General features: G+C 39.8%; 20 protein-coding genes and 1 tRNA gene. 14 read left to right on the top strand and 7 right to left on the bottom strand.

The genetic code is table 11. The features are described 5' to 3' along the window. Positions 1 to 3: 3 nt before the first annotated feature. The 4 genes from secD to queA form a co-directional block, all read right to left on the bottom strand. A complete protein-coding gene (gene secD, locus ACOB80_RS04025) occupies positions 4 to 1,851 on the bottom strand; it encodes a protein translocase subunit SecD (RefSeq protein ID WP_473164516.1) in 1,848 nt (615 codons plus the stop codon). A gap of 61 nt (positions 1,852 to 1,912) precedes the next feature. Next, the gene (gene yajC / locus ACOB80_RS04020) at positions 1,913 to 2,245 is read right to left on the bottom strand and encodes a preprotein translocase subunit YajC (RefSeq protein WP_473164515.1); all 333 of its coding nucleotides are present in this window, start codon (positions 2,243 to 2,245) and stop codon (positions 1,913 to 1,915) included. A gap of 32 nt (positions 2,246 to 2,277) precedes the next feature. Further along, positions 2,278 to 3,411, bottom strand: coding sequence for a tRNA guanosine(34) transglycosylase Tgt (gene tgt / locus ACOB80_RS04015; RefSeq protein ID WP_473164787.1), 1,134 nt, complete (start codon positions 3,409 to 3,411; stop codon positions 2,278 to 2,280). Positions 3,412 to 3,491: 80 nt separating this feature from the next. Continuing rightward, positions 3,492 to 4,541 (bottom strand): tRNA preQ1(34) S-adenosylmethionine ribosyltransferase-isomerase QueA, encoded by a 1,050-nt coding sequence (queA, locus tag ACOB80_RS04010; protein WP_473164514.1) that lies wholly within the window; start codon positions 4,539 to 4,541, stop codon positions 3,492 to 3,494. Positions 4,542 to 4,729: 188 nt separating this feature from the next. On the opposite strand from queA, the gene aceK reads away from it, so the two are divergent. The 9 genes from aceK (at position 4,730) to ACOB80_RS03965 (ending at position 15,178) form a co-directional block, all read left to right on the top strand. Beyond that, the gene (aceK, locus tag ACOB80_RS04005) at positions 4,730 to 6,466 is read left to right on the top strand and encodes a bifunctional isocitrate dehydrogenase kinase/phosphatase (RefSeq protein WP_473164513.1); all 1,737 of its coding nucleotides are present in this window, start codon (positions 4,730 to 4,732) and stop codon (positions 6,464 to 6,466) included. Between the two features lie 101 nt (positions 6,467 to 6,567). After that, positions 6,568 to 6,644 (top strand) — tRNA-Trp (locus ACOB80_RS04000). Positions 6,645 to 6,872: 228 nt separating this feature from the next. Continuing rightward, positions 6,873 to 10,070: an EAL domain-containing protein gene (locus ACOB80_RS03995; protein ID WP_473164512.1), complete on the top strand. Its 3,198-nt coding sequence runs from the start codon at positions 6,873 to 6,875 to the stop codon at positions 10,068 to 10,070. Between the two features lie 53 nt (positions 10,071 to 10,123). Beyond that, positions 10,124 to 10,513 (top strand): hypothetical protein, encoded by a 390-nt coding sequence (locus ACOB80_RS03990; protein WP_473164511.1) that lies wholly within the window; start codon positions 10,124 to 10,126, stop codon positions 10,511 to 10,513. After that, positions 10,504 to 10,950, top strand: a complete 447-nt coding sequence (gene rimI, locus ACOB80_RS03985) for a ribosomal protein S18-alanine N-acetyltransferase (protein WP_473164510.1) — start codon at positions 10,504 to 10,506, stop codon at positions 10,948 to 10,950. The genes ACOB80_RS03990 and rimI overlap by 10 nt, the downstream gene beginning before the upstream one ends. A 118-nt stretch (positions 10,951 to 11,068) precedes the next feature. Then, on the top strand, positions 11,069 to 11,260 hold the full coding sequence (locus ACOB80_RS03980; protein ID WP_473164509.1) for a hypothetical protein: 192 nt from the start codon (positions 11,069 to 11,071) through the stop codon (positions 11,258 to 11,260). A 201-nt stretch (positions 11,261 to 11,461) separates the two neighbouring features. After that, complete coding sequence (gene prfC / locus ACOB80_RS03975; RefSeq protein WP_473164508.1) at positions 11,462 to 13,042, top strand: peptide chain release factor 3; 1,581 nt, start codon at positions 11,462 to 11,464, stop codon at positions 13,040 to 13,042. A gap of 170 nt (positions 13,043 to 13,212) precedes the next feature. Beyond that, positions 13,213 to 14,337, top strand: coding sequence for an HDOD domain-containing protein (locus ACOB80_RS03970; protein ID WP_473164507.1), 1,125 nt, complete (start codon positions 13,213 to 13,215; stop codon positions 14,335 to 14,337). A gap of 25 nt (positions 14,338 to 14,362) precedes the next feature. After that, entirely contained in the window at positions 14,363 to 15,178 is an 816-nt protein-coding gene (locus tag ACOB80_RS03965; RefSeq protein WP_473164506.1) for a TatD family hydrolase, read from the top strand. A 7-nt stretch (positions 15,179 to 15,185) separates the two neighbouring features. Here the strand turns inward: ACOB80_RS03965 and ACOB80_RS03960 are convergent, their stop codons facing one another. Continuing rightward, positions 15,186 to 15,788, bottom strand: a complete 603-nt coding sequence (locus ACOB80_RS03960; RefSeq protein WP_473164505.1) for a hypothetical protein — start codon at positions 15,786 to 15,788, stop codon at positions 15,186 to 15,188. Positions 15,789 to 15,865: 77 nt separating this feature from the next. Between ACOB80_RS03960 and serB the strand changes: the two genes are divergently transcribed. After that, positions 15,866 to 16,960 carry a phosphoserine phosphatase SerB gene (gene serB / locus ACOB80_RS03955; RefSeq protein ID WP_473164504.1) on the top strand — a complete coding sequence of 365 codons (1,095 nt, stop codon included), beginning with the start codon at positions 15,866 to 15,868 and terminating at the stop codon, positions 16,958 to 16,960. Between the two features lie 32 nt (positions 16,961 to 16,992). On the opposite strand, the gene ACOB80_RS03950 is transcribed toward serB, so the two are convergent. Next, positions 16,993 to 19,452 carry a PilZ domain-containing protein gene (locus tag ACOB80_RS03950; RefSeq protein ID WP_473164503.1) on the bottom strand — a complete coding sequence of 820 codons (2,460 nt, stop codon included), beginning with the start codon at positions 19,450 to 19,452 and terminating at the stop codon, positions 16,993 to 16,995. Positions 19,453 to 19,607: 155 nt separating this feature from the next. Here ACOB80_RS03950 and radA point away from each other — a divergent pair, with 155 nt between their 5' ends. The 4 genes from radA to ACOB80_RS03930 all read left to right on the top strand — a co-directional run bounded on the left by radA (position 19,608) and on the right by ACOB80_RS03930 (position 23,774). Further along, positions 19,608 to 20,969 carry a DNA repair protein RadA gene (gene radA, locus ACOB80_RS03945; protein WP_473164502.1) on the top strand — a complete coding sequence of 454 codons (1,362 nt, stop codon included), beginning with the start codon at positions 19,608 to 19,610 and terminating at the stop codon, positions 20,967 to 20,969. A 66-nt stretch (positions 20,970 to 21,035) separates the two neighbouring features. Continuing rightward, a complete protein-coding gene (locus ACOB80_RS03940) occupies positions 21,036 to 21,443 on the top strand; it encodes a hypothetical protein (protein ID WP_473164501.1) in 408 nt (135 codons plus the stop codon). Positions 21,444 to 21,506: 63 nt separating this feature from the next. After that, a complete protein-coding gene (locus tag ACOB80_RS03935; RefSeq protein WP_473164500.1) occupies positions 21,507 to 21,668 on the top strand; it encodes a hypothetical protein in 162 nt (53 codons plus the stop codon). 18 nt (positions 21,669 to 21,686) lie between these two features. Beyond that, a complete protein-coding gene (locus ACOB80_RS03930) occupies positions 21,687 to 23,774 on the top strand; it encodes a M13 family metallopeptidase (RefSeq protein ID WP_473164499.1) in 2,088 nt (695 codons plus the stop codon). A gap of 149 nt (positions 23,775 to 23,923) precedes the next feature. On the opposite strand, the gene ACOB80_RS03925 is transcribed toward ACOB80_RS03930, so the two are convergent. After that, positions 23,924 to 24,535 carry a HutD/Ves family protein gene (locus tag ACOB80_RS03925; protein WP_473164498.1) on the bottom strand — a complete coding sequence of 204 codons (612 nt, stop codon included), beginning with the start codon at positions 24,533 to 24,535 and terminating at the stop codon, positions 23,924 to 23,926. Between the last annotated feature and the right edge of the window lie 41 nt (positions 24,536 to 24,576).

Raw genomic sequence — 24,576 nt, 5'->3', positions numbered from 1 at the left:
CACTTATATTGGAAGTTTTTCAATGCGTTTTCCGCCCCATGCGCCATTTACAAGCACACGAGTTAACACAATCGCGGTAAACATTGACGTGATAATACCGATAGATAGCGTAATCGCGAATCCTTTAATCGGCCCTGTACCTACGGCATACAAAATAACTGCAGCAATTAAGGTAGTAATGTTGGCATCTAAAATGGTAGAGAAAGCCGCATCATAACCCTGATGAATCGCTTGCTGAACAGTTTTGCCATTACGTAGCTCTTCTCGAATACGCTCGAATATGAGCACGTTGGCATCTACCGCCATACCTACGGTTAATACGATACCTGCCATTCCCGGAAGCGTTAATGTAGCGCCAGGAATTAACGACATAATACCTATGATAAGTACTAAGTTAGCTGCAAGAGCAAAATCAGCAATGATACCGAATGCACGATAGTAGATCACCATAAAGACACATACTAAGGCGAAACCAATAACGATTGCCTGAATACCTAATGCAACGTTTTCTGCACCTAATGTTGGACCAACCGTACGCTCTTCTACAATTTGAATTGGTGCAATTAAAGCACCAGCTCGTAGTAGCAACGCTAAGTTATGCGCTTCAGGTTGAGAGTCGATTCCTGTAATACGGAAGCTCTTACCTAATCGAGCTTGAATGGTAGCTACTTGGATAATTTCCATTTTCTTTTCGAAAATAGTGTTACCTTTAGAGTCTTTACGATCTGTCGGCTTGTACTCGATAAATACGGTAACCATCGGCTTACCAATGCTGTTTTTCGTCGCATTGGACATTTTGCTGCCACCTGGTGAATCAAGAGTAATATTTACTTGAGGGCGAGAATATTCATCAAAACTAGAGCCAGCATCAACAATGTGATCACCTGTTAGCATGATGCGTTTTTTCACTAGAGACGGACGACCAGTGCGGTCATAAAGCAATTGTGAACTAGCTGGTACACGTCCATCTAACGCGCTTGCTAAGTCACCTTCTTCATCTAGCATTCTAAATTCAATCGTTGCTGTCGCGTTTAAGATTTCTTTCGCTTTAGCAGTATCTTGAATACCTGGAAGTTCGATGATGATGTTCTTCTGACCTTGGCGCTGAACTAAAGGCTCCGCGACACCTATTTCGTTAACACGGTTTCGAATAATAGTAATATTCTGCTGAAGCGCATATTCACGAATTTCTTTCAGCTTTTGTTCTGTCATCATAATAGACAGAGTCAGTGTTTCATCATTTTCAGTGAATAAGAAATCACGGTAGCGCTTAGAAAGGAAAGATTCACCAGCTTCCAAATCTTCTGCATTACGGAACTTAACTTCAATAGCTTCGCCAGCTTTTTTCACGCTGCGGTAGCGAATTTTTTCACCGCGTAAATCAGAACGAAAGTCGCCAACCATACCGTCTTGGGCTTTTTTAACCGCTTCGTTCATGTCAACTTCCATGGTGAAGCTTACGCCACCACTTAAGTCTAAACCAAGCTTCATTGGCACACCGCCAAGGCTCGCTAGCCAATCAGGTGTCGCAGGCGTTAAGTTCAATGCAACAGAGTATTGTTCGCCTAAATGCCCATCTAGCGTATCTCTTGCTTTTAGTTGATTTTCTGTATCGTTAAAACGAATCAGAATTTGACCATTTTCCAGAGCAATTTGACTGTAGCTAATGCCAGCTTCATCTAATTTTTTCTGCGCTGAATCCAACGTTTGTTGCGTTGTTTCTGCACCACGTAATCCCGATATTTGTACCGCTGGGTCTTCACCATAAATGTTAGGCAATGCATATAAAATGCCTACAGATAAAATGAAAACCACCAGTAGCTTTTTCCACAAGGGTGATTGATTTAACACAATTTCTTCCTATCGCATATAAAAAGACAGGTCCAAGACCTGCCTATAATATTCAGCCTAATTAAAGGTTTTTCATAGTGCCTTTTGGCAACACAGCAGAAACTGCTGCTTTTTGAACTGTTACTTCAGTGCCTTCATTAATGCTAATAACGATGAAATCTTTTTCATCAGACACTTTAGTAATCTTACCAACAAGACCACCTTGAGTTAGCACTTCATCGCCTTTAGACAGTGCAGACATTAAACTTTTATGCTCTTTTACACGCTTTGCTTGTGGACGGTAAATCATAAAATAGAATACGAAACCAAACACAAGAAGCATGATAATCATTTCCATACCACCACCTTGTGCTGGTGCTTGTGCTGCATGTGCAGTTCCAATTAATAAACTCATAGTTTCCTCAGTTTTCTAGTTGTTATCAAAAATTAAACTTGTTCGCTACCCGGAGCCAATGGAGGCACAGGTAAACCGCGTAGCGCATAAAATTCTTCTACGTAAGCGTCTAACTTACCTTGCTCGATGGCATCTCGCAATCCTTTCATCACGCGTTGATAAAAACGTAAGTTATGAATGGTGTTTAATTGAGCACCTAGTATTTCATTACACTTATCTAAATGATGTAAATAGGCTTTGGAGTAATTCTTACAAGTGTAACAATCACACGTTTCATCTAATGGGCCCGTGTCTGTTTTATTTTTCGCATTGCGAATTTTTACCACACCAGTGTTTACAAACAAATGACCATTTCGTGCATTTCTCGTTGGCATCACACAATCAAACATATCAATACCACGGCGAACACCCTCTACTAGGTCTTCAGGCTTGCCAACGCCCATTAAGTATCTAGGCTTGTCTTCTGGAATTAAAGGCGCAGTATGATCAAGAATTCGAACCATATCTTCTTTAGGCTCGCCGACCGATAAGCCACCAATGGCATAACCGTCAAAATCAATTGCTTTTAGCCCTTCTACAGAGACTTCACGTAAGTCTTCATACATGCCACCTTGGACAATGCCAAACAATGCATTTGGATTACCTTGATGGGCATCTTTGCTTCGCTGTGCCCAACGAAGTGATAACTCCATCGAGTCTTTTGCTTCTTGGTGAGTCGCTGGGTACGGCGTACACTCATCAAATATCATCACAATATCTGAACCAAGCTTCGCTTGAACTTCCATCGACTTTTCAGGTGTTAGCATGATTTTTTCACCATTAACCGGCGAGCTAAATTTCACGCCTTCTTCAGTGATTTTTCGCATCGCCCCCAAGCTGAATACTTGGAAGCCACCTGAATCCGTTAAAATTGGCTTATCCCAATTGATGAAGTCGTGTAAGTCACCATGCTGTTCAATGATGTCAGTGCCTGGACGGAGCATTAAATGAAAAGTGTTGCCTAAAATAATCTCAGCACCAATCTCTTCAATTTCCTCACTTTTCATGCCCTTAACCGTACCGTAAGTACCAACAGGCATAAAAGCTGGAGTTTCTACTGTGCCGCGAGCAAAAGTTAACCTGCCGCGCCTTGCTTTGCCATCTTTTACAATAAGCTCATATTGCATGGCTTTTTCTGAAGTTGTTGTCATTAAATTGTCCTCGCCTACCAGCTAAACAGGCCAGCGGCTAAAAGTCGAAAAGCTCTTTAAGCAAGCTTTTTCGTTAAAAACATGGCATCACCATAACTAAAAAAGCGGTATTGCTCTTCTATCGCATGCTGATAAGCAGCCATGATATGTTCGTAACCTGAAAACGCACTCACTAACATTAACAATGTCGATTCTGACAAATGAAAATTAGTTATCAGTGCGTCGACGACCTGAAACTCAAATCCTGGTGTAATAAAGATATCAGTATCGCCATAAAATGCCTGTAACTTACCATGCTCTTCCAGAGATATTTTGGCGGCACTTTCTAAAGAGCGAACACTTGTTGTGCCTACGGCAATCACTTTTCCACCATTGGCCTTTGTACGCTCAATTTGCAACACAACGTCTTCCGGCACTTCGACATATTCAGCATGCATAATATGGTCATTTATATTTTCAACGCGTACGGGTTGAAAAGTACCAGCACCGACATGCAAGGTAACAAACGCTAATTCTGCGCCCTTTGCCTTAATAGCCTCTAAAAGAGAATCGTCAAAATGCAATCCAGCCGTTGGCGCAGCTACAGCGCCAGGTACCTTACCATAAACAGTTTGATACCTTTCTTTGTCACTATCTTCATCAGGACGGTCAATATAAGGTGGTAACGGCATATGCCCGATACTTTCAAGCACCTGCAATACCGATTTATCACTGTGTATTTTAAGTTCAAATAGCGCGTCGTGACGTGTGATCATTTCAGCATCGACTTGATCTTCCAAACGAACAATAGTTCCAGGTTTGAGAGTCTTGCTTACCTTAACGTGAGCTAAGAAACGCTCGTCATCGAGAATTCTCTCTACTAATACTTCAACTTTACCACCCGTTTCTTTTTGGCCAAACATACGAGCGGGGATCACACGCGTGTTATTAAAGACCAATAGATCTCCGGCATTAATTTGCGCCAAAATATCGGTAAAATGTTGATCTTGATAATCACCTGTATCACCATTTACTACCATTAACCGACTCGCTGATCGCTCAGCTTTAGGGTATCGTGCAATCAACTCTTCAGGAAGATTAAAAGAATAGTCAGAAACGCGCTTCATAAAGTTAGAGTATTACTAAGAAAAAAACCGCGTAATTCTAAGGGTAAGCAGCCATTTTGGCAAGTAATCATCAAAGAATAACCAAGCTTATTATTCATACACGTGATAACCATTATTAACAAAAATTAATCTCGTTAGCTCTGCCAATGTTCTAACATAATGAAGAACCTCTGGATTATAGGAAGCCTATGACAAGTCCCTTAACTCAAGCCATCGCCAGAACCATTTTGAACGGTTTTGAACGACACATTCATCTGTTTTTACAAATAACTCACTCTGCTAAAGAACGATTCGAAAAAGCTGACTGGCAGGGCGTTCAATGTGCGGCAAAAGCTAGAACCGATTACTTTGATCTGCGAGTTGAAGAAACCTTGTCCAGCTTGAAAAACGACTTTGCTATTTCCTCGTTAAACGAAAAACTATGGCAAGATGTTAAAGCATTTTATATTCAGCTATTGCAATCTCACCCACAAGCAGAGTTAGCCGAGAGTTTTTACAATTCTGTTTTTTGTCACTTGTTTGAAAGAAGGTACTTTCACAACAGTTTTATTTTTGTCGAATCTCGTTTAGCAATAGAAAGCGCCAGCGAAGAAATTTATACCTGCTATACAATTCAACCACAAACAGTAAAACAAACGATAATCAGTGCGTTAGAAAGCTTTAGCTTCGACAGTCCATTTCCAAACTTAGACCAAGAGATAGATTTACTAGTACAAAAATTTATAGCGCTCAAAACTGAATCACCAATACGTTGGCGCAACCTGCAGTTACAGTTACTTAACTTTGTTTTTTATCGCAATAAGGGGGCTTATTTAATCGGTAAAATATCTTCTGATGAACACTCTACCCCATTTATTATCTCAATTGTTCATCGACAACCTCACGCACTTCATATCGACGCCTTGGTTACCGATACTGAGCAAATGGCCGTTATCTTTGGTTTTGCCCGCGCTTACTTTTTTGTTAATTGTCCTTACCCGACAGCCTTGGTGAACTTTTTAAAAGCACTTATCCCACATAAATCTCGGGCAGATCTTTATTCATCCATTGGCTTTCATAAGCAAGGAAAAACGCAATTTTATCGCGATTTTCTTGAACACTTAGAAAATTCAGACGATCAGTTTGTTTTGGCTGATGGGATAAAAGGAATGGTGATGTCGGTATTTACCCTCCCCTCTTATCCTTATGTGTTTAAAATTATTAAAGATGAGTTCTCGCCAAGCAAACAAGTGACCAAACAAGACGTCAAAGACAAATACCGTTTAGTTAAGCTCCATGATCGAGTCGGTAGGATGGCTGATACCATGGAGTATTCACATGTTGCTTTTCCAAAGAATCGATTTTCAATTGAGCTATTAACAGAACTTCAGCAAGTGGCAGGTAGTAACATTGTTATAGAGGATGAGCTTATTGTAATTCGTCATTTATATATAGAAAGACGAATGACGCCTTTAAACCTCTACTTAGCTTCAGCGAATAAAGAAGAAATAGAACAAGCCATGTATGGTTATGGTGAAGCCATTAAACAATTGATAGCCGCCAATATTTTTCCTGGCGATATGCTATTGAAAAATTTTGGCGTTACCCGACATGGTAGGGTTATATTTTATGACTATGATGAGATTAGTTATATGAACCAGGTACAATTTCGAGATAAACCTCAACCTGAAACCGAAGACCAAATTTACGCCAGTGAGCCGTGGTACAGTATCGAGCCAGGAGATGTTTTCCCCGAAGAGCTTGCCACCTTTGCTCTCGCTAACCCTGTTTATCGACAAGCTTTTATCCTGCATCACGAAAACTTGTTATCTGCCGCATACTGGCAAGAGCAACAAACCAACATTAAAAAGGGACTATTTCCAGATGTATTTCCATACCCAGATACCTATAAACTTCAATCTGTGCAATTAGCCAGCAACAACTGATGAGAAAAATAGCCAAATGCACATATTTTAATCGAACAAACAAAGTTGTTAAAATTATGCTTTACCTTTAATAAAGCATATGTATAATTCGTCTCCGTTGCAGGGGTATAGTTCCAATTGGTAGAACAGCGGTCTCCAAAACCGACGGTTGGGAGTTCGAATCTCTCTACCCCTGCCATTTTCTCTTCTTCCCTTATCTTTTTAAATTCAATTTAATCCAGATCACACTTTATATTGTATATACTCATTGCACTTACTTTGTTTTCATGTTTACATTGAAGGCCGCTTTGTATTAAATACATGGCTTGTAGCGTTAACATCAATGGTAAACAGCTTCCCTAGAAGCCTTTGTAAATAAGGAAATAATGATATTCCTTCTGTGATGTAGACAGTCAGGTAAGGTGGTATGCAAAAAGCACTATCTATAAAAACATTTATTTTTTTCTTCATTATCTCCTCAGTGGCTTATTTACCAAGTCTTGATGCGCAAACGCTCGCTATGCCTGATGAAAATAGCCAGCCAGATCTACGCTTCCAACAAATATTTTTAGACGACTCTTTTACACCGCAACAACAGCGCCGGTTAGGCCAAGCTTTTCTATTCGAATTAGACGAACAAAAATATCCCAGAATATACGCGTTGAGTTTAATTAAGCTGATGCATCTAGCGGCACATGAACAAGACATTCAAGCATTTGAAGAACTAAAGAAAAAAGTCAGTAAATTGTCTTTTTCCCCAGACGAAGACCGCACATTAAATTTCCTCAGCGACATTGCAGAACTTAAATTACGTAAACGCCAACAAATGTTTGTTCTAGCCATCAATTTAGCAAAATCTTTGCAAGGACAATTGTCAGCATTATTAAACCCTAGAATAAGCAACTTGGAAGAGGGACAAATTAGAGTAAGTCATAACGACATTGCTGACCTACACTATTTGTTAGGCCGAAGTTATTATATGACCGCGAATTATGCATCCGCTCACAAAAACTTGCTCATCGCTATGGGTGAATACGAACAGGCCAACAACCTTAAAGGTAGAGCTAGCATTTACGCCAACTTATCTTTGATTAACTGGGCACAACAAAACTTTGAAGGTGCACTAGACTTCACTGAAAAAGCGATAGAACTTTCTCAATTAGTCAATGATCAAACGAATTACTTAAATAACTTGCTTAATCAAGGCACGTATTACAAACACCTAAGACAGTTTGATAATGCCCTAGCCTCATTCAATAAGGCGCTAAACTATAGCTTAATAACACAGCACCAAGACCTTTATAGCCGATTGTTACTCGCAAAAGCTGACACCTTAAAACAAATCGGCGAGTATGCGTCGAGCCAGTCTTTAGTTTTGCAAGCGATAGCACTAAGTAAAGAGGCCGAGAACTTAGTTAATTTTCATATTGCAAATATCTCGTTGGGTGAGCTGTTGATGCAACAGCAGCAGTATGAACAAGCTTTATCACTGTTTTACGCTGCAGAAACTTACTTCCGAAGAAGCCGCCTAGTAAAGCAGGAATCTACGGCATTAAAAGCAATAAGCGATGTATACCGAGCACAAGGAAACTCTGAACAAGCACTGCAGTTTTATCAGCGCTACTCTAAGCTCAATATCGATATGTTAAAACGCGCTCAAAGTGCATCCCTACTCAGCTTAAGTGAGCAATATCAAGCCCAAAGCAGGGAGAAGCAAATTAAACTGCTTCGACAAGAGAAGTTGCTCGATCAAGAAAAAATTCAGCGTACGGAAAACCAACAACAATTTACCATTGCCGCAAGTTTAGGCATCGTCGTGATTCTGTTCCTAGTTTTTAGTCGACATTACAGCCGAAAAGAATCAAAAAAATTACAGGAACACAATGCTGAAATTGAGGCCAATGAAAAACAATTAATGTTGCTTTCTGAAGCCTTCAAAAATACCTCTGATGCTGTGTGGATTGCCGATGAAAACCAAAACATTGTTGCGGTAAATAACGCCTATGTAAAGCATACCCATAGAACCAGAAATCAAGTGCTCGGGCAAAAGATTCGTTTTGCACGAGTAAAGAGTCAGGACGCACAGCTGGTGGATCGTATCTTATTACAAGCAAAGTTGGCAGACACTTGGCAAGGCGAACTGTTTGAACAAAGATCAAACCAGGAAATATTTCCTATTGAGTTAGAAATTGAAACGGTTAAAAATCGCTTTGGTGAGCTAACACATTATTTAGGCTTTTTTCGCGATATTACTGATAGGAAAAAAGCAGAAGAACAACTTTCCAGATTGGCAACCCACGATGACTTAACGGGTCTTCCAAATAGGGCTTTATTAGAACAATTGATTCATCAATCTTGTCTAAACTCCAAGCATAATAATAAACTTCCAGCACTTTTATTATTTGAGATTAATAACTTCAAAAAGATAAACGACTCACTAGGTCATAAAGAAGGCGATAAATTAATTGGAGAAGTAACGACTCGACTTAAATCCAAGTTGTTCAACAAAGACGTTATTGCAAAAATTGGTCACGCTGAGTTTTGTGTTTTAGCAGAACTTAATGACCCGCAACAAAGTGCAGTTAGAATAGCACAAAAAATACTTTCTGCTTTTGACGCACCATTTGAGTTGAATAATACCCCTATTAACGTGAGCGCATGCATGGGGATTACTCTTTACCCTGAAGATGGTGACAATGCACAAGATTTATTGCGAAAAGCAGCGGTAGCCATGTTAGACGTGAAAAACTCTGAAAGTCAGCAGTATCGTTTTTTCGAGCCCAATATGAACTCTCGTGTTACCGAGCAATTGGACAAAGAACAAAAAGTATTGAATGCTATCAATAACGAATATTTTGATTTTCATTATCAGCCAATCGTTGATACCGCCACGTCTTCAATTGCAGGTGCAGAAGCTCTGATCAGATGGATTGAACCAAATGGCGAAGTCTATAGCCCAGCAGAATTTATTCCTATTGCAGAACAAGCTGGATTTATTGAACAAATTGATCGTATTGTTGTTAATAAAGTATTTCAACAAGTCGCTATTTGGCAAAAACAAAACTTTGAATTTGGCACAGTATCGATTAATTTGTCTGGAAAAATGTTCTTAGCCCGTGACGAACTGATCACTCTGTTACAAGCAAAACTAAGTCAATATAAAGTATCGCCTAAGTATATAAAGCTTGAGATAACCGAAGGCATGCTATTGCATGATATTCAACAAGCGATTTATACCATGAATGAAATTAAGTCCTTGGGCTTTCAATTATCGCTAGACGACTTTGGCACTGGCTTTTCTTCGTTGAACTACTTGAAGCAATTTCCCATCGATTTTCTCAAAATAGATCGAAGCTTTATTTCAGAACTACACACGAATGACATTGACCAAAATATAGTGCGTGCCATTATCAATATGGCCCACTCCCTTGACTTAAAAGTTATTGCAGAAGGTGTTGAGCTGAAAGAGCATGTAAATATACTTAGCTCGATGGATTGTCATCATTACCAAGGCTATTACTATAGTAAGCCCCTTGCCGTAAGTGAATTTGAACTATTAGTAAAATCACACATTAACGATACAGAAAACGAATCAATAACCGCAGTTTCGACTAATACCCCTTAACAAGTCACTTGGTGAATATTATACTGACCGTCGTTTAACTTAGGAGCCTTGCTTTGACTTTATCCGCAAGAAAATTTGGCTATTTGCAAGAAATGTCGATTAATCTATATCAGCGAACAGAACTTGCCAATAACGATACGGTTCAAAATGAACCTGATAATAGCCAAGTTCAGCATGACACTCCTAAGGTAGAAATTGAGCTTGCTAACCTCGTAAATCAGATGATATTCAAGGACATTCTCATCGCTTTAAACCTCGACTTAGAAGGCATTCATCAAGTTTCTTCAGACACTCTCGATTGTGGATCATTTATATGGAAATTTCATCACGAAAGTGAATGCTTGTTTGTTAACAATACCGTTGTCACGCCGCCGGTTCAGGAATTAACAGCTTCGCCGAACTTAAAACGAAAACTAATGCAAGGGCTATTCTCTTGGCAATAACCTTTTCTTCTGTCGACAAAAATAAACTCGACCAATTGATGGAAATCGAAAATAACTGCCACTCTCATCCATGGAGTGAGACTACATTTGCCAGTTGTATTGGTGGTCGTTATTTTGGCGCCTGTTTACACGAAAAAGAAATTATCAAAGGGTTTTATATCGGAGAATATATCGCAGGTGAAGCAACGCTTATGGATATATGTGTTGCCCCAAATAGCCAAGGGCAAGGGTTTGGTAAGCAACTGCTGAACCGCTTTACAGAAGAAGCTAAATCTCTAGGTGCTACTCGTCTTTTACTTGAAGTAAGAGCTAGTAATTTGTCTGCTTATTTAATGTATATTAATGATGGCTATGAAGAGATTGCCAGAAGAACAGGATATTACCCTGCAAAAACGGGCTACGAAGATGCTATCGTCATGCATAAGCAACTTTCATAACTATTACGCCAACCTTGGGTTACACTTTTAAACAAACCATTACGCCAATCGCCTAGTTACAATTTCCTTAATTATCTATTCTTGTGAACATTGAAAGGATAACTTGGGATATACATTTATGCGCGTTTCAACTGAAAAACAATTAGCGGCTAAACTAGCTAACAAAATGATAACAGAAATGATGGAATTAACACGATTATCAGCAAATGAATGCCATACTATTTTGTTACGTCAATTTAAACAAGAAACCGCACAACAGCCGATACTTGATGACCAAGAATCTCGTTTTATTGCTGCGATGTTCCATTAATAATTAGTTTCATTAATACAAACAAATTAACTCCCTTGTACGTCGAGGCTTGATGCAAACACTAGGATTATTGACGACAAAACGTACAAACGCTTAATCTCCCTTTGAAATTCCTTCGTTAATTGCTGCCTAATCTAGTAACTTTCGTTATAATGTGCGGCTAATTCAATCCACTATTTTCTTCATTAACGGGTACATTGTATGTCTGTACAACAACAGGAAGTCGATATTCGCCGTACTTTCGCGATAATCTCTCACCCTGATGCTGGTAAAACCACAATTACAGAAAAGGTTTTATTATTCGGTCAAGCACTGCAAAAAGCAGGCACTGTAAAAGGTAAAAAGTCTGGACAACATGCAAAGTCTGACTGGATGGAAATGGAAAAAGATCGTGGTATTTCGATTACCACCTCTGTGATGCAATTTCCTTACGGCGACTGTTTAGTTAACCTATTGGACACCCCAGGTCACGAAGACTTCTCTGAAGATACTTACCGTACATTAACAGCGGTAGATTCTTGTTTAATGGTAATCGACACCGCTAAAGGTGTAGAAGATCGCACCATTAAACTGATGGAAGTAACCCGTTTACGCGATACCCCAATTATTACCTTCATGAACAAAATGGACCGCGATACGCGAGATCCAATGGAAGTGATGGATGAAGTAGAAGACATTCTCAAAATAAAGTGTGCACCAATTACTTGGCCAATCGGAATGGGTAAAGAGTTTAAGGGCGTTTATAACATTTTAGATGACGAGACGATTCTTTATCAATCTGGTCAGGGACATACCATTCAAGAGAAGCGCATTATTAAAGGCTTAGATAACCCTGAGCTTGATGAAGCCATTGGTAATTATGCGGAAGATTTACGCGAAGAATTAGAGCTAGTGATCGGCGCTTCACATGAATTTAATCTAGACGAATTCCTTAAAGGCGAACTAACACCTGTATTTTTCGGAACAGCACTTGGTAACTTTGGCGTTGACCATATGTTAGATGGACTAACAAAATGGGCACCTACTCCATTGCCACGAAAAACAGATACTCGAGATGTAGAAGCTACCGAAGAAAAATTCACAGGCTTTGTTTTTAAAATTCAAGCGAATATGGATCCAAAACATCGAGATCGTATCGCCTTTATGCGTATTGTGTCAGGTAAATACGAGAAAGGCATGAAAATGCGTCAAGTACGCATCGGCAAAGACGTAAAGATAGCAGATGCTGTAACTTTTATGGCAGGCGATCGAGCGAATGTTGAGCAAGCTTTTGCAGGCGACATTATCGGTTTACACAATCACGGTAGTATTCAAATTGGCGATACATTCACTTCAGGTGAAAGTATGAAATTTACCGGTATTCCAAACTTTGCTCCTGAACTATTTAGACGCATTCGATTAAAAGACCCACTTAAAGCTAAGCAATTGCAAAAAGGCTTAATTCAATTATCTGAAGAAGGTGCGGTACAGGTATTCCGCCCGCTAAATTCTAATGAGATGATTGTTGGTGCGGTTGGTGTACTTCAGTTTGAAGTGGTCGTTCAACGATTAAAAACTGAATACAATGTAGACGCAATTTACGAACCTATTAGTGTTGCGACAGCTAGATGGTGTACCGCTGATGACGAGCGAACGCTAGAGCAGTTCCAAAAGAAAGCTTTCGATAATTTAGCATTAGATGGTGGTGATAACCTAACCTATATTGCCCCAACAATGGTAAACTTAAACTTAGCCCAAGAGCGCCACCCTGACATAAAGTTCCATCAAACTAGGGAACATTAGCAGGCTCGATAAAGTGTTGAATATAGGCGATTATCGCCCTTTATGTTCAACACTTTTACGTTTAACCTATGTGTTATACGTTTTATCTAAAAACAGATAGCACAAATAGGCAGCGCTTACATGATGCAAGCAGTTAATAGCAATGGAAGACCAATTAGGTAGAAGATTACATGAAAGTATTGCTGATAGATAATTCAGCCCAGCGTGTTACTCCGCTAAACGATTTATTTAAACAACAGCTTTGCCAAACTGTGTTGGTAAAAGACCCTGTCGCAGGCCTAAAACTTCTACAAAAACACAAATTTGATGTTGTCGTAGCCGCCGATAAACTTGCCAGAACTTCATTAGAGAACCTACTTAAAGCTATTGAGATTAAGTTCCCTTACTTAATACGAATTGCCTGCTTATCTGAATCTAACCCCGCAATAAACCCTATTGCACACTATATTTTTGAAGAGCCGATTGAGCCTTTTGACGTTATTAACACTGTACTTAACTTTCAAAAGAATCATAAGACGATTACCAAAGATGTTGTCGTTAAATCTGTAGCAAAAGTTAAAACGCTGCCTAGCCCGCCTAGGGTTTATATGCAGTTAAACGAGATCCTCAAAAACGCGAACACTGATTCAGAAAAGATTGCAGATATAATTACTCAAGATCCTAGCCTAGTTGCTAAAGTGTTGCAGTTTACCAATAATACGTTTGCTCAATCTGATAAGCCGTTAACCAGTATTAGCGAAGCTATTACCAAGATGGGTGTTGATACATTAAGTTGTATCGTCATGACCGCGGAAATGTTCTCTTATCAGCCAGACATCCCAAACTTTTCTTTGCCAGATGAACAAATGCATGCGTTAGCTACAGCGCGATTTGCAGCGTCTATGGTGCCGCCTCAACTGAAACAAGAAACATTATTGGTAGGCTTATTACACGATATAGGTAAGCTGGTGCTTTTTGAAATCGACAAAGCATTAACCCTTAAATACTTTGAGAATACCGCTCGCAGTAGCGGTGATATTCTGCTTGAAAAACGCATATTCTCAACAGATCACTGTCAAGTTGGGGCTTACCTGCTTCACGTCTGGTGTTTTCCTTATCACTTTATTGAAGCCATTTTGAACCATCACGATCCTAAGAAATTAATGAACAGTGAGTTTGGAATAGCTCAAGCAGTTTACCTAGCCAACACTCTATTAAATGGAAAAGATCCGCATCCAGAGTTTTTAGCTACTTATGAACTCACAGACAGGCTCGACAAGCTTAAAGAAAAAGCATTAAAGTTTAAGGCACTGTGACCTATTAATTGAAAAGGGAAAAGTTTTGTCGCTTCTTGCCAGTCAACATTTTACCGACACACACTGCCATTTAGACTTCCCTCCTTTAATCGGCGCCTTACCTTCGCTATTGCAACAATGTGCACAAGCGAATATCAGTAAAATAGTTATACCAAGTGTCTCTCCTGACAATTGGCAAATGATAATAGACCTTACTAAAACCCAAGGCTTCCCTGTCCAGCTTTATGCTTGTGCAGGTATTCACCCTTGGTATTTGCAAGATTTAGAAAACTCTAGTTTAGAAGAATTAGATAAGTTTATTGAAGCCAATCACAAATCATTGATTGCCATTGGCGAAACAGGCATAGACGGCAAAATCGCAATTGAGCAAGACAACTTAAGTAAGCAAAAAACCTATTTTCAACAACACATAGCCTTAGCCAATAAATACCAGAAACCATTAATTATTCATCACAGACGCTCACATAACGACATTATCGAAGTGATAAAGGCCTCTCCGGTTAAACACGGTGGTATCATTCATGCTTTCTCCGGTAGCTACCAACAAGGGAAAACGTATATCGATGCGGGATTTAAATTGGGCATTGGCGGTACGATAACCTACCCTAGAGCGAAGAAAACCATTAATGCGATAAAGCGTTTTCCGCTTGATGCTTTAGTATTGGAAACCGATGCGCCAGCAATGCCAATTGCAGGTGAGCAAGGTCTTGCCAACAGCCCAATTAAATTACTAGATATATTCGATAAGCTAGTCGAAATTCGCGCAGAGTTTGCAGAAGAACTAGCATCAGCGCTCGAACAAAATGTTAACCACGTATTTTTCCCCACTAACGTACAGTAATGAAACGTTATTTAATACGGAAACCTTGACGACTAAAGCGATTTAACCCCCGCGTTAAGAAAAAGCCAATGACACCAGCCAGTAATAACATGATCCTGACAATAGTATATTGATGCTCTCCATCAGCAAGCTGCTGCTTGGTCATTAATTCACGATTAACTATCAGTCTGATATAGCCATCGGAGCTTTCGGCACTTAAAGGTTTAATTGGCAAGATAAATGGCACAAAGTCACCTTTAGCCTCACTACCTTGACGCTCATTATAATTTACTACTACAGGCAGATAGTTTTCTGTGCTAACAAGCACTTGGCCTGTTTCATCCATAATAGCAACGTTTTCTATCCATGGGATTTGGACGGTTTGTTCTGCTAATTCAATTAACTTATCACGCTGTTTAAACGAAATAACGTTAGTGGCGATCGCTAACTGCGACAAAAACTGATGTGTCGTGTGCTTAAATTGCTTATTGGTAGAGTCTTGGTACAAGTTGTAGCAATACAGCCAGAGTTTTAAAACAACCGTTAATAGCACAATGGCTATAGCTAATTGCAATAATTTATTATAAACCGATGAAAGCTTAGGGTATAAAGTATCTTGAGTTTGTGGCATAAAAACATTCTCGCAGAAGTTAATGACACTATAAAGTGTTATACTCATTTTTCAAAGCTTTAAGGAAGCGCTTGGCGATGTTTGATCGCCTAGAAACAAATCAAGGTTTTATTGTGACAACGCCAGTGAAAATTCTTTCTTTATCTAATAACAGTAACGTTCAACTTTCCGATATATTTATTACAGAGTATGCCAACGGCCCGATAAATTGCCGTTTAACTGACACAGACTTCATTGTAAGTACCCAAAACGATGCAGTATCGCAAGCAGAGAACCAGCAAAGCTTTACTTTCGAGTCAATAGACGAGACAGCAGAACTTATTGTTTTTAATCATTTAACTTTAACTCAATTAAGTACACTTATTGAAAGCGCAAATGTAACCTTAGTATCGGTGACTGAATGTCGTCAAATTGCTAGCACAGCAAGTATTCGCTTTAGCGTTTATTGTGAAGATTTTAAAGAGAGCCAACAAGCGATTAACGCTTGGTGTATTGATAACCAAGTTGAAGCTGGATTAGTTACAAGAGCGCCTTCACTATCAACTCCAGGTCTATTGTTGATGGACATGGACTCAACTACCATAGAAATTGAATGCATTGATGAAATCGCAAAACTTGCAGGCGTAGGCGAACAAGTAGCTGAAGTAACGGAACTTGCAATGCAAGGAAAATTAGATTTTAGTCAAAGCCTTATTCAACGTGTCGGAACCTTAGCAGGCCAACATCAAAATATTCTTAGCCAAGTGCTAGACGAGTTACCTCTTATGCCTGGCCTCATTAAATTAGTCGAAGAATTAAAACAGCGGGGTTGGAAAGTAGCGATTGCTTCTGGTGGCTTTACGTATTTTGCCGACCACTTAAAAAACACTCTACATCTAGACGCAGCTGTTGCTAACGAATTAGAAATTAAAGAGGGAACGTTAACAGGTAAAGTACTTGGCAAAATAGTTGATGCACAAGTTAAAGCAGATACTTTACTTAAGTTACAATCGGAGTTTGAGATTAGTGACCAGCAAACTATTGCGATGGGTGATGGTGCTAACGATTTAGTGATGATGAAAGCGGCGGCCTTTGGCGTTGCCTATAAAGCGAAACCAATCGTCAGCAAACAAGCTGACATTGCAATTCATCATACAGGGTTAGATACCTTGCTTCACTGGTTAAAACTGTAACATCGCACCAGAAACTTATTAAACCGCTCGTTTTACATCAAGGCGTAGCGGTTTAATGCTTCTTCCGTAATATCAAATACTTGAACAACGCCTGCAACACTCCATATCTCTTGCTCTAACTGCTTTCCTCTGTGTATGGCATACGAACCAACGTAACTTAATTCAGGATTTAAGTGCTGCATATCTGGCTCATCTGTACGCGATAACATCACCTGCATACAAAAGAACTCGCCGCGCTTTAATGCCTTGGAAATGAACATTTTTTTCAAAATATCACTTTTTAATTCTGACTCAAGCTTAGTCGTTATCGCCTGATCGACAATTTCATTATCGGGGTTGATGGAAATATACAAGGTATCAACAATAGGAAAATCGTCTGGCTGTAACTTTTTCAAGGTACTATGCATTAAACTAGTTGCCTGTAAATTTGATAGTAAAGGATACAAATTCACATGATTAACCCGCTCACTAAACTGTTTACAGTATCGTAAAAACTTGTGCTCATTAACAGGCGCATTACAGGTCAGCTGCTCCATTTTATAACGGCTTCCACTTGTTTGGATGATCAAGCTCATCACTTGACTACTTCGACTATAAATATTTCTTAGTGCTCGTGCCAAGCCAGGACTTAACATCGCGTATTCATCAGGCGTAAGCTTTTCTCGATTCTTCTCTATAAGCGCCTTAAAAAAAGAACGTCCAATATGTTGATGTTTCTCAACGAAAACTCGTAAATTGAGGATTGTTTTAGCTTTATTAACCCGCATTACTTCATACGGCAACCCTTTTAGCTCGAATGCTGAAGTAATTTTTTGTAATTGTGGGAAGGTAACTTCTACGATATCCCCTTTCATGATTACGACAGACTTTTCCATCTGTAACTTTAATCCTGATGTTGAGAAATCTACCGAAACGCCATTCCAAGATACATCCTGAGCACTTACAACTGCTGGTGTTTTATATTTAAATCTAGGTTCTTGTCGTTGGTTATTAAAATTGATGCCAACATCATCGACAACTAATGGTTCCGCCGAACGTTTATGACCAAAATTTTTCAGTTTAGCAGTATTAATATCTTCAAAAGGCAAGCCTGAATAAAAGTTAGCGATATCTTGCGAATGAATTCGAGAAGCAACAACAAGCATGGTTAAGTTAGACAAGTATCCTTGCACCTCAGACGATACAGGTTGATCTAGGTGTGCATCCTTTTTAGCCAAAGTGTTGGCCAATGTTAACGGCGAATAGCCGTCTTCAGGATTCACATCTGAATACACTAACTGATGAACCGCGAAACTAGGTTTGTTTGCTGCAAATCCCAAAAACTGCGCTTTGAACAAAGGATCATTTGCCAACTGATAAGTATCAGCGGTATAAAAGTAAGACTTCCCTTGGCTGGTATGAATAAAGCTGTACACCAACAATGGGCGATTTTCTTTTTGAAAGGTTTTTAACCTTAATAAACGCTCGGTCGTAACCAAGTAATCTAATGTTGAACGCCTTTTCTCGTCTAACCAATACTGATAAACCGCTTGGCTATTATGACAGGTTAACGCATATCGAGGCTTAACACTGCCAGCCTTATCTTCCATAAAAATAGGAAGTTCATTAGATTTAGGTAATACAAAATGGGCAAAACTTCTCGAAAGCAATGCGTTTATCGTATTATCTAAGTTTATTTTATAACGACGTTTATTACCTTGAATAAACCCCGTTAAAAATTGCCTGAAGCCGTCTCGCGCTTCATCTGCACTATATACGCGCTGGCACCCTACTAATTGCAAACCATCGATAAGTTGAGTATTACGAATTTCATAAACGAAACTTTCTTCTTTACCAAACTGAAAGTCACCTTCAAGGCCGACAAAACGAATTTTTATTAATTTTCTTTTCGGTAAATCAATAGGCTTGGCTAAACGAATTTTACAGCCATTTATACTAATATCTGAGCTGGTCGCATCGACAACTGTGTTATCGTCAATAGTGACCTTTACCGCTACAGCAAAGTTCATTCGCTCTTCGCTGCGATTATAATAAGGACCAAAAGAAGTGTAGCTTGCAGGGTATTGTTTTTTCTCAAATACCTTTCCACCCTCAGCACTAGTGGCAGTATTTTGCTGGGTCAGTTTTTCTTTTTCTCGCTGATAAATAACCCGGAAGTTATTTTCGGTATTCAAAACGGCTTCATAGACACCAAACGTATAGTCACCATATACCTGAACTTTGTCTTCAAACTCTCTGATGGCTATATCATCTAAATAATGCATTCTGCCATCATGATCATATGGGCGACACTCACCATCTACATGACCACGCAAGTCAATCAACCGAGTACATGGAGCGGCTAAACGCTTAAGCTCCATTTTTAATAAAAAACGATCCGTTTTTGGCAAAGACTTAGTCGCAGCCATATATCGAGCTTCAAAATCGTCGTAAGTAACTTGACCATTGAACTCGTCGATAATAGATTTGTATTTAGAAAAATCTTTCGTCATTTAACTTTCTATAACAGAGAAAATACCGTATTTTATAGCTGTATATATTTTCATTATAAATTGAATAACTTAAATGTCATAGACCTAGTTATCCTTAGCTATAAGCGTAACTTATAGAAATACTTCTAGCAATTATCATACCTAACAAGAGAAAAATGGCAAAAAATAAATCTTTATTCGTTTGCACTGACTGTGGTGCCGAGTTCAGCCGCTGGCTAGGACAATGTAGTGAATGCAAAGCTTGGAATACAGTGTCAGAATTCCGTCAGCCGAAAGTCAAAAAGTCAGCCTCAGGCTACACCGGTTATGCAGGCCAAACTGACTCACAAGTTTACACATTAGATTCCATCGATCTCGCAGAATTACCTAGATTCAGCTCTGGTTTCGCAGAGTTTGATCGCGTACTCGGTGGAGGCATAGTTCCAGGTAGCGCCATTCTAATAGGTGGTGAGCCTGGTGCAGGTAAGTCGACACTGTTGCTGCAAACTATGTGTGAACTATCAAAAGATATGACAGCTCTATACATTACGGGTGAAGAATCGTTACAACAAGTCGCCATGCGAGCTAAACGCTTAGGATTAAAGGCTGACAAATTAAAGCTGCTTTCTGAGACTAGCGTTGAGAATATCTGCCATATAGCAGAGCGCGAAAAGCCCAAAATTATGGTGGTAGATTCGATTCAAGTGATGCAAATGGCTGACATTCAATCGGCACCAGGAAGTGTTTCTCAAGTTCGAGAAGCAGCAGCGTTTCTGACTCGGTTTGCCAAACAAAATCATGTCGCAATGATCTTAGTTGGACACGTCACTAAAGACGGTTCGTTGGCAGGCCCTAAAGTTCTAGAGCATTGTATCGACTGTTCAATTATGCTCGAAGGCAGCACAGATTCACGCTTTAGGACACTGCGCGGCCACAAGAACCGATTTGGCGCTGTCAATGAATTGGGCGTATTTGCGATGACAGGCACTGGCTTGAAAGAAGTAAAAAACCCATCAGCTATTTTTCTCAATAGAAGTGACGAACAGTCACCGGGTAGTATCGTCATGGTTCTTTGGGAAGGGACACGCCCACTACTAGTTGAAATACAAGCCCTAGTTGATCATTCCGCTCTTGGTAACCCTCGACGTGTTGCCGTAGGCGCAGAACAAAATAGATTAGCGATGTTGTTGGCGATATTACACCGTCACGGAGGTCTACAAATGAGCGACCAAGATGTATTTGTCAACGTTGTTGGTGGTGTAAAAGTGTCAGAAACGGGTGTTGACCTTGCCTTAGTACTAGCACTTGTCTCTAGCTTTAGAGATCGAGCCCTACCTCATGATTTAGTCGTTTTTGGCGAAGTTGGACTGTCAGGAGAGATTAGGCCAGTACCCAGTGGACAAGAGCGCATCAACGAAGCAGCCAAACACGGTTTTACCACAGCGATAGTGCCCTTTTCTAATATGCCTAAAGATCCTATCGATGGTATGAAGGTTATTGGCGTAAAGAAATTAAGCGAAGCATTAGAAGTGATTTAGTTTGGAAGTTCGCTAGTTCATTAGCGACTTATCAATTTCAATATACGGCGATTAAAAGGGATTATTTTGAACAAACTACTTATTGGTTTTATTGGCATATTATCGTGCTTTCAGTTGATAGCGCATACAAATGAAGCGTTTCAAGGAACTTGGATACTTGTGTCGGGAGAGTATGTCAATCATGAAGGAAAGTTAGTTTCCTATGAAGAGTTGGGCATTACTTCTCAGAAAATAATCGCCGATGGACACTTTAGTTTTGTGTCGATGTCAAACAACAGCTTTTGGGCAGCAGGCACCGGCACATTTACCATTGAAGATAATCAGTATATCGAAAATCTACAAATGGCTTCATTTGCTGTTGAAAACAATGGTAACTACCCTTTCACCTTCAGTTTGATAGGAGATACATGGAAGAATGAGCGCTGGAAAGATGGCAAACGCGTCGAATTTGAAGTGTGGCAGCGTGTAAAATAAATTCACAGCCTCAAAAATTTATGAGTGTTTAAGCTCTTTTTGTACAAAGATGCTGACAATTTCATGATTGTAGAAGGAAAAGAGAAAAACAGCGCTCTTCTACTTTCGACTAAGCAGCTATTTACCCACACTTTACACGCTATTAACCGCACAATGCCCTCCAGTTATCGCCAAGATGTTGACTTTCCTCTGTCTACACACAATGATAGTGTCGGTAAAACATAACTATAAAGAGACATGTTCATGAGAAAATCTTTAATAGCGCTATCTGTTGCGTCAGTTCTACTGACGGCATGCGGAGAGTCAAACAAAGCAAATACAACCTCTACCCCTACAGAAACAAAAAAAGAAGCCACTCAAGTTGCTGCTAAAAAAGCTGAACTTGGTACCTTTGGTGTTGACTTATCTGCTAGAAATGAAGCAATTAAGCCTGGCGATGACTTCTTTATGTATGCAAGTGGTACTTGGTACGACAACTTTGAAATTCCTGCTGACAAAACTCGATACGGTGCTTTCAATGCATTGGCAGAGCGCAGCGAGAACCAAGTAAAAGAAATCATCGATGACGTATCATCTCGCACAGACTTAAACGCTGAAGAGAAAATGGTCGCTGACTTTTACAAAAGCTTCATGGATACAGAGACTATAAATAAGAAGGGTCTTGCACCAATTCAGCCGGTACTTGACGAAATTGCTGCCGTATCATCAGTAAAAGATTTGACTAAGCTATTTGGTGAATCGTGGAAGAACGGTGTAACAAGCCCTCTTAGTGGCGGTATGTGGTTTAACCGTTTAGATCCTAACAAATATGAGATGTCGATTGGTGCTAGCGGTTTAGGTATGCCAGATCGTTCATACTACTTAGTAGAAAGTGAGCGCTTTGAGAAAACACGTAAAGCTTACGTTGCTCATATTGCTGAAATGCTAGCGTTTGCTAACGTTGAAGATGCACAAAAGAAAGCTGAAGCTATTCTTGCATTAGAAACCAAAATTGCCGAAAAACACTGGCCACGTGAAAAGCGTCGTAATCGCGATCTTACATTAAATCAAATTACACGTGACAAGTTGGCAACAGAATACCCTGGCTTTGATTGGGACACCTATTTCGCCGGTACTGAATATAAAGTTCCGCAGCTAAACATGTCTCAACCTGAGCCAATCAAAGACATGATTGCTTTGATTAACAGCGAAGACTTAAACACGTGGAAAGATTACTTAACTTATCACGTGATTTCTAATGAATCAGGTTTACTATCTGAAGACATCTATCTAGCCAACTTTAAGTTCTACGGTACTGAGTTAAGCGGTCAACAAGAGCCTCGCCCTCGTTGGAAGCGCGCTGTTTCTCAAATGTCAGGCACACAATCTTTAGGTTTTGCTATCGGTAAAGTATACGTTGATCGTTACTTCCCTGAGTCTTCTAAGCAGCAAATGGCTGAGCTTGTTGAAAACTTGCGTAAAGCACTTGGTGAGCGTATCGATGGCTTAGATTGGATGGGTAAAGAAACGAAAGTGAATGCGCATGCTAAGTTAGCGGCATTTAACCCTAAAATCGGTTACCCAGATGTTTGGCAAGAGTTTGATGGTTTAGAAATCTCTGCTAACGACTTGATGCAAAACATCAAAAACATGCGAGAATTTTTCCATGCTGACAGCGTTGCAAAAGAGCTTGAGAAAACAGATCGCAACCGTTGGGGTATGACGCCACAACGCGTAAACGCATACTACAACAGTTCATTTAATGAAATTGTATTCCCTGCGGCAATTTTACAACCACCATTTTTTGATCCAAACGCAGATCCTGCTGTGAACTACGGTGGTATCGGTGCCGTTATCGGTCATGAAATGGGTCACGGTTTTGACGACCAAGGCTCTAAATCAGATGCTAACGGTATTCAACGCAACTGGTGGACAGACGAAGACCGTGCTGCATTTGATGCAAAAGCAGACGCACTTGCAGAGCAGTACAGCAAGTACGAGCCTATCCCTGATAACTTCGTAAACGGTCGTAACAGTCTTGGTGAAAACATCGGTGATGTTGGTGGTATCGCTATGGCATATCACGCTTACAAACTAAGCCTAAATGGTAAAGAAGCACCTATCATTGACGGTTTAACGGGCGATCAGCGTTTCTTCCTAGCATGGGCGCAAGTATGGAAAGAAAAGCGTACTGAGAAGAGTATGCTTAGCCAGTTACGTGCAGGTACTCATGCTCCAGGTCGTTTCCGTGCACTTGCACCAAGAAACCACGATGCATGGTATAAAGCGTTTGACGTAAAAGAAGGCGATAAGTTGTACATTGCTCCTGAAAAGCGTGTTCGTATTTGGTAATACGACAAATTCAGTGACTTGTTCACAAAATAACAAAAAGGCTGCATTTGCAGCCTTTTTTAGTTTAATCTTTGATTAGATTGATTATTTTCTAATTTTTAGTGTCCGGTATTCGAAATTGACGTGCGCGTAAACTATGTACAACGCCTTTATTTCGCTGTTGTTAATTTGATCACAATTAAAAGCTCACCTTTAATAGAAAGAACCTGGTCGTTTTCAATCTGAACTAACACACCTCTATCTACAACTTTAGAGCCAGCTTCCATGATTATTTCAGTTTTTGATAACACTTTTTGCTCGTCAGTAATATCAGGTGCATAAACAAATAAAACTTCACCTTGCTCAAGCTCCGTATTAATGGATAGTTTCTTCTGAGTAACCAAAGTATGCACTTCTTGTTCGTACACGCCCTCTTTAGTCATTAAGTTTAAATCAAGGATCTCTCCACTCGACAAGCGGCCTAGTGTTTTATTGCCACCGTCAAAGCATGAATACTGTAAAAGATCATCTAGACTATCAACACGAGTAGAGTCGGGTGATTGATGTGTTAATTCAATGCCATTACCCGCTATTAAAAATAAGGTTCTGTCTACACCAGAAAAATCTGAGAATACGCCATCTTCGCTAACAGTCGCGATACTTAATCGCCAATCAAAGTCATTTAGCGTTGAACCTTTACTAATGGCAAGTTCAGTGGTGACACCTTTACCATTTTTCCATGGTGTCGTCACAAACCTATCTTTACCGATAATATCAATCATATTGAAAACTTATTAGTAGACTGTAAAAAGAAAAAGCCAGA

It is taken from the genome of Thalassotalea coralli (assembly GCF_055786205.1).
This window is presented reverse-complemented; position numbering and strand designations above follow the sequence as displayed.

What these genes read in the sequence shown, in the direction of transcription:
- yajC (WP_473164515.1), bottom strand. Translation starts at nt 2,245, where the DNA reads ATGAGTTTATTAATTGGAACTGCACATGCAGCACAAGCACCAGCACAA.
- tgt (WP_473164787.1), bottom strand. Translation starts at nt 3,411, where the DNA reads ATGCAATATGAGCTTATTGTAAAAGATGGCAAAGCAAGGCGCGGCAGG.
- queA (WP_473164514.1), bottom strand. Translation starts at nt 4,541, where the DNA reads ATGAAGCGCGTTTCTGACTATTCTTTTAATCTTCCTGAAGAGTTGATT.
- aceK (WP_473164513.1), top strand. Translation starts at nt 4,730, where the DNA reads ATGACAAGTCCCTTAACTCAAGCCATCGCCAGAACCATTTTGAACGGT.
- ACOB80_RS03995 (WP_473164512.1), top strand. Translation starts at nt 6,873, where the DNA reads ATGCAAAAAGCACTATCTATAAAAACATTTATTTTTTTCTTCATTATC.
- ACOB80_RS03980 (WP_473164509.1), top strand. Translation starts at nt 11,069, where the DNA reads ATGCGCGTTTCAACTGAAAAACAATTAGCGGCTAAACTAGCTAACAAA.
- prfC (WP_473164508.1), top strand. Translation starts at nt 11,462, where the DNA reads ATGTCTGTACAACAACAGGAAGTCGATATTCGCCGTACTTTCGCGATA.
- ACOB80_RS03970 (WP_473164507.1), top strand. Translation starts at nt 13,213, where the DNA reads ATGAAAGTATTGCTGATAGATAATTCAGCCCAGCGTGTTACTCCGCTA.
- ACOB80_RS03960 (WP_473164505.1), bottom strand. Translation starts at nt 15,788, where the DNA reads ATGCCACAAACTCAAGATACTTTATACCCTAAGCTTTCATCGGTTTAT.
- serB (WP_473164504.1), top strand. Translation starts at nt 15,866, where the DNA reads ATGTTTGATCGCCTAGAAACAAATCAAGGTTTTATTGTGACAACGCCA.
- ACOB80_RS03950 (WP_473164503.1), bottom strand. Translation starts at nt 19,452, where the DNA reads ATGACGAAAGATTTTTCTAAATACAAATCTATTATCGACGAGTTCAAT.
- radA (WP_473164502.1), top strand. Translation starts at nt 19,608, where the DNA reads ATGGCAAAAAATAAATCTTTATTCGTTTGCACTGACTGTGGTGCCGAG.
- ACOB80_RS03935 (WP_473164500.1), top strand. Translation starts at nt 21,507, where the DNA reads ATGATTGTAGAAGGAAAAGAGAAAAACAGCGCTCTTCTACTTTCGACT.
- ACOB80_RS03930 (WP_473164499.1), top strand. Translation starts at nt 21,687, where the DNA reads ATGAGAAAATCTTTAATAGCGCTATCTGTTGCGTCAGTTCTACTGACG.
- ACOB80_RS03925 (WP_473164498.1), bottom strand. Translation starts at nt 24,535, where the DNA reads ATGATTGATATTATCGGTAAAGATAGGTTTGTGACGACACCATGGAAA.